General features: G+C 72.2%; 6 protein-coding genes. 2 read left to right on the top strand and 4 right to left on the bottom strand.

All coding sequences use genetic code 11. The features are described from left to right. A partial coding sequence (locus tag AB0C29_RS35160) for an AzlC family ABC transporter permease (protein WP_360829671.1) occupies window positions 1-876 on the bottom strand: 876 nt, incomplete at its 3' end. Between the two features lie 66 nt (window positions 877-942). Here AB0C29_RS35160 and AB0C29_RS35155 point away from each other — a divergent pair. After that, on the top strand, window positions 943-1,500 hold the full coding sequence (locus AB0C29_RS35155) for an XRE family transcriptional regulator (RefSeq protein ID WP_360829668.1): 558 nt from the start codon (window positions 943-945) through the stop codon (window positions 1,498-1,500). Here the strand turns inward: AB0C29_RS35155 and AB0C29_RS35150 are convergent. The 3 genes from AB0C29_RS35150 to AB0C29_RS35140 are packed head-to-tail and all read right to left on the bottom strand — an operon-like array spanning window position 1,497 to window position 4,114. Further along, window positions 1,497-2,450, bottom strand: a complete 954-nt coding sequence (locus AB0C29_RS35150; protein ID WP_360829665.1) for an ATP-binding cassette domain-containing protein — start codon at window positions 2,448-2,450, stop codon at window positions 1,497-1,499. The two genes, AB0C29_RS35155 and AB0C29_RS35150, sit on opposite strands and share 4 nt — an antisense overlap. Window positions 2,451-2,460: 10 nt before the next feature. Then, complete coding sequence (locus tag AB0C29_RS35145; protein WP_360829662.1) at window positions 2,461-3,261, bottom strand: ABC-2 family transporter protein; 801 nt, start codon at window positions 3,259-3,261, stop codon at window positions 2,461-2,463. Then, complete coding sequence (locus AB0C29_RS35140) at window positions 3,254-4,114, bottom strand: ABC-2 family transporter protein (protein WP_360829659.1); 861 nt, start codon at window positions 4,112-4,114, stop codon at window positions 3,254-3,256. Before AB0C29_RS35140 ends, AB0C29_RS35145 begins: the two co-directional genes overlap by 8 nt. 143 nt (window positions 4,115-4,257) lie before the next feature. Between AB0C29_RS35140 and AB0C29_RS35135 the strand changes: the two genes are divergently transcribed. Continuing rightward, a partial coding sequence (locus AB0C29_RS35135) for a hypothetical protein (RefSeq protein WP_360829656.1) occupies window positions 4,258-4,509 on the top strand: 252 nt, incomplete at its 3' end.

Genomic DNA, 4,509 nt, shown 5'->3' with positions numbered 1-4,509 from the left:
GGGCGGCCCGTCGCCAGTCTCGACCCCCTGCCCCACCACCCCACGCGGCCGGACGCCGTTCCTGACCTCCTGCCCCACCACCCCCTGCGACCGGACGCCCTCCTCGACCCCCTGCCCCACCACCCCACGCGACCGGACGCCCGTCTCGGCCTCCTGCTTCACCGGCCCGGGTGGCCGGACGCCGGTGGTGTCGGGCGGGTGGCTGGTGCGGCGGCGGGGGCGGAACACCGCGGCCAGACCCAGGAGGGCGCACAGGACCGGGAGGCCCGCCGGCAGGACGGGGGTCAGCGCCACCGCCACCGCCGCGCCCAGCAGGGCGACCAGTCGGGTGTCGCGGTCGCGCAGAGACGGCAGGATCAGGGCGATGAGGCCGGCCGGGAAGGCCGCGTCCAGGCCCAGCGTCGCCGGGTCGCCGGTGGCCCCGCCCAGCCACACGCCCAGGGCCGTGCCCGTGTTCCACGACGTGAACAGCGTGATGCCGATCAGCCAGTACGTGCGGCGGCGCCGGACCGGGTCCGGCTCGGCCAGCGTGAACGCGACCACCTCGTCGGTCATCAGGTGGCTGCCGATGAGCCGGTCGCGCCAGCGGGAGCCCACGGTCGCCGAGACCGCCAGGCCGAACGGCAGGTGGCGGGCGTTGAGCAGCAGGCCGGCGAACACCGCGGCGATCGGGTTGCCGGCGGCGATCAGGCCGACCGCGAGGAACTGGGCGCCGCCCGCGAACACCGCTGTCGACATCAGGAACGGGACCCAGGTCGGCAGCCCGTACGCGATCGCGATGGCCCCGAACGACGCACCCACCGCGATCATCGCCGCCGCGATGGCCGCTGCGTCGCGCAGCAGCGCGCGGTCCGGTGTTCGCGATGGCGTACGCATGGTTCAAAATAATGAACGACGCGCCTGGCGTTCGTCAAACCGAACGACTCGATCGACGGAGTGAACATGTCGCACCCCGCTCCCCCGCTCGCCACCATCGCCGCGGCCCTGCGCCGGGAGCGCGAGCGGGTCGGCATCTCGCTGGCCGAGCTGGCCCGGCGCGCCGGACTGGCCAAGTCGACGCTCTCCCAGCTGGAGTCGGGCACCGGCAATCCCAGCGTGGAGACGCTCTGGTCGCTCGGGGTCGCACTCGGCGTGCCGTTCAGCCGGCTGGTCGAGCCGCCCACCCCGCAGATCCGGGTGGTACGGGCCGGCGAGGGGCCGCGGCTGCAGTCCGACCACGCCGACTTCTTCGCGACCCTGCTCGCCGCCGGCAGTGCCCACGCGCGGCGTGACATCTATGTCATGGAGCTGGAGCCGGGCGGCTCCCGGCAGGCCGACGCGCACCTGCCCGGCAGCATCGAGCACCTGGTCGTCGCGGCGGGCCGGCTACGGGTCGGGCCGGAACGGGAGGAGCTCGACCTCGGCCCCGGCGACTACGTGACCTTTCCGGGCGACATCCCGCACAGCTATCAGGCCCTCGAGCCCGGGACCTGGGCGGTGCTGGTGATGGAACACCGCTAGGACGCGTACAGGCGGGCGACCACGTCCTCGATGTCCGGCTCGACCAGGGACATGTCCCGCAGCGACGACAGCGCCGCCAGCCGGGCCACCACCGGCCCCGCCTCGTCCGTGAGCAGGTCGAACGAGGCGCGGTGCCGGTCCGCCTCGACGGAGACGAGCGTGGCCCCGTCGATCGTGAAGTCGGGCGGCAGCGGTGCGTCGAGGTCCACGACCAGGCGGCGGCGGGACCCGTACCGGTTGTGCAGGGCCTCGATCGTGCCGTCGTGCACCACCCGGCCGTGGTCGATCACCACCAGCCGCCGGCAGAGCCGCTCGATGTCGGCCAGGTCGTGCGTGGTCAGCACCAGGGTGACGTCGCCGGTGGCCCCCAGCTCGGCCAGGAACGAGCGCACGGCCTGCTTGCTCACCACGTCCAGGCCGATCGTCGGCTCATCGAGGAACAGCACCTCGGGCCCGTGCAGCAGCGCCGCGGTGAGCTCCCCGCGCATGCGCTGGCCGAGCGACAACTGCCGTACCGGGGTGTCCAGGAAGCCGTCCAGGTCCAGCAGGCCGACGCAGCGCCGCAGCCGGGCGGCGTGCTCCGGCGCCGGCACCCGGTAGATGTGGCGCAGCAGGCTGAACGACTCACGCAGCGGCAGATCCCACCACAGCTGCGAACGCTGCCCGAAGACCACCCCGATGCGCAGCGCCAGCCGGGTGCGCTGCGGCACCGGCGTCAGCCCGCACACCGACACGGTTCCGGCCGACGGGGTCAGCACGCCGGTCAGCATCTTCAGCGTCGTGGACTTGCCGGCGCCGTTCGGGCCGATGTAGCCGACCATCTCGCCGCGCTCGATCCGCAGGTCGATGCCGTCGACCGCGGCCACCGTGCGTTTCGTGCGGCGCAGGCGGCCGGCGCGGACCCGTACCGTGAAGTCCTTGCGCAGGCCGTCCATCCGGATGACGGTCACGGTCTCCCCCTCATGATCCGGTGCTGCGGTAGTGCCGGATGCCGGACCGCCAGACCAGCGCGGCGATGCCGGCCGCGAGCAGCGCGACCAGCGATGACACGTAACCCGTCCAGCCCGGCAGACCCAGCGGGTCGGTGCGGCCCAGCAGCGCCAGCGCCGGCTGGTAGGCCACAAATCCAAAACCCAGGCCGTACGCGAAGACGGCCCGGAACCAGCCCGCATAGACCGGCACCGGGTACGAGGTGAAGTCCCGCCCGCCGTAGGTGAACGCGTTGCCGAGCTGCCCCGAGTCCACCCACCAGAACGCCAGGCTGGCGCTGAGCACGAAGATCGCGCCGAAGAACACCGCCCCGGCGACCGGCACCACGAACGCCAGCGCCACCCGGGCCGGCGTCCAGTCGATGTCGTTGAGCCGCAGGGCCACCACCAGCACCACGACGGCCAGCGCCACCCGCAGGGCCTTGCGCAGCGGCAGATCCATGAACACGAGCTGGGACAGAGCGCTCAGCGGCCGGAGCAGGACGGTGTCCATCATCCCGGTCCGCACGTACGTGGTGAGCCGGTCGATGTTGCCGACCACGAAGTCGGCCAGGTTGAACGCGCACGAGGACAGGCTCACCATGAGGATGGCCTCGGTGAGCGTGAAACCGGCGATGGTCGGGGTGGCCCGGAAGATCACCAGGACGGCGATGACGTCGAGCGCCGTACCCCCGATGTTGGTGATCATCTCCACCACGAAGGACGCCCGGTACGCCATCATCGACCGCCACTGCCCACCCAGCAGCGCGGCGTACGCCCGCAGCTCAGCCACCCTGAGCCACCAGCCGGCGCTCGGCGCGGCGCTGCACCAGCGCGCAGAGCGCCAGCAGCACCGCCGCCCAGCAGGCCTGCAGCACGACCAGGGCGACCTGCACCGGGGTGGGATCCCGCTCGATCAGCACGTCCAGCGGCGTCTGCAGGAAGCCGGGGAACGGCGTGGCCACCCACAGCGTCACGGCCAGCCAGTCGGGCAGGAAGCGCAGCGGGAAGTAGAGCCCGGCCAGCACCCCGGCCGCCAGCGTCCACAGTACGAGCGGCCCGCGCGCATCGTGCAGCCAGTACGCGGTCGCGTTGACCAGGAACCGCATGCCCATGCTGCCGACCACGGCGAGCAGCACGGACACCGCGAACAGCGGCACGGTCAACAGGCGGCCGGGTAGATACAGATCGAAGAAGATCAGGCCGACGACAACCGGCGGCACGAACCGGAAGAGCAACGAGTGCAGGGCCCGGCCCAGGTCCGGGGCCAGATAGCTGAGCACCGGATGAACCGGCCGCAGCAGATCGGCCGTCACGTCACCGCTGCGGATCCGGTCGGCCAGTTCCGTCCACCCCCAGAGCGCAACTACGCTGAGCAACCCCTGTCCCACCCACACGAAAGTGGTCAGCTGCGCGGCGTCGTAGCCGGCGGGCCGGCCACCGACCGCACCCGCGGCCACGGCGAGCAGCACGTAACAGCGGAGGAACCCGAAGACGGTGTTGGTGAACGCCCCGGCTATCGTCGCCTGCCGGTAGGTGGCGTACCTCCGGAAACCTGACCATGCGAGAGCACCGGAAGTAACGAGAGTGTCCCGGAACGGCCGGTGCGGAGAGATCTGAGGCACCCTGGCGTCGAGCCGGTCCACGCCGTTAATCTCCTTCCACAACCCCCGCAGCGGAGCCGGGCGACTGTACCCGGTGCACCGCCCTGCCACGAGCCATTTCCGACAAGGTGGATAACCGTCGTGACGGAGCGTAACCAGCCATCGGCCGCCCAGAGGGCTGCCCGATGAACGGTTGGAGCTCCCACTCCGGCGCGGACCGCTGGGACGACGAACCCGCCTGGGTGTACGAGATCACCTGGGAATGGGAACCCCTGCCCGGCCAGCGCTACCCGGGCGACCCGGGCCGCCGCCGGGCCGTGCACCACCCCGTCTACGACGCCTCCCGAGCAGCGGAAGCGGCCTCGGCCTGGGACGCCGACTTCCGGGCGATCGCTCAGGCCTCCGGCCCACCGGCGCCGTCGTCCGGCGGCCCGTCG

The organism is Actinoplanes sp. NPDC048791, assembly GCF_040650095.1.
Taxonomy (GTDB): Bacteria; Actinomycetota; Actinomycetes; order Mycobacteriales; family Micromonosporaceae; genus Actinoplanes.
This window is presented reverse-complemented; position numbering and strand designations above follow the sequence as displayed.

Bases quoted from the DNA above. Each gene is read 5' to 3' on its own strand.
- AB0C29_RS35155 (WP_360829668.1), top strand. From the start codon at position 943: ATGTCGCACCCCGCTCCCCCGCTCGCCACCATCGCCGCGGCCCTGCGC.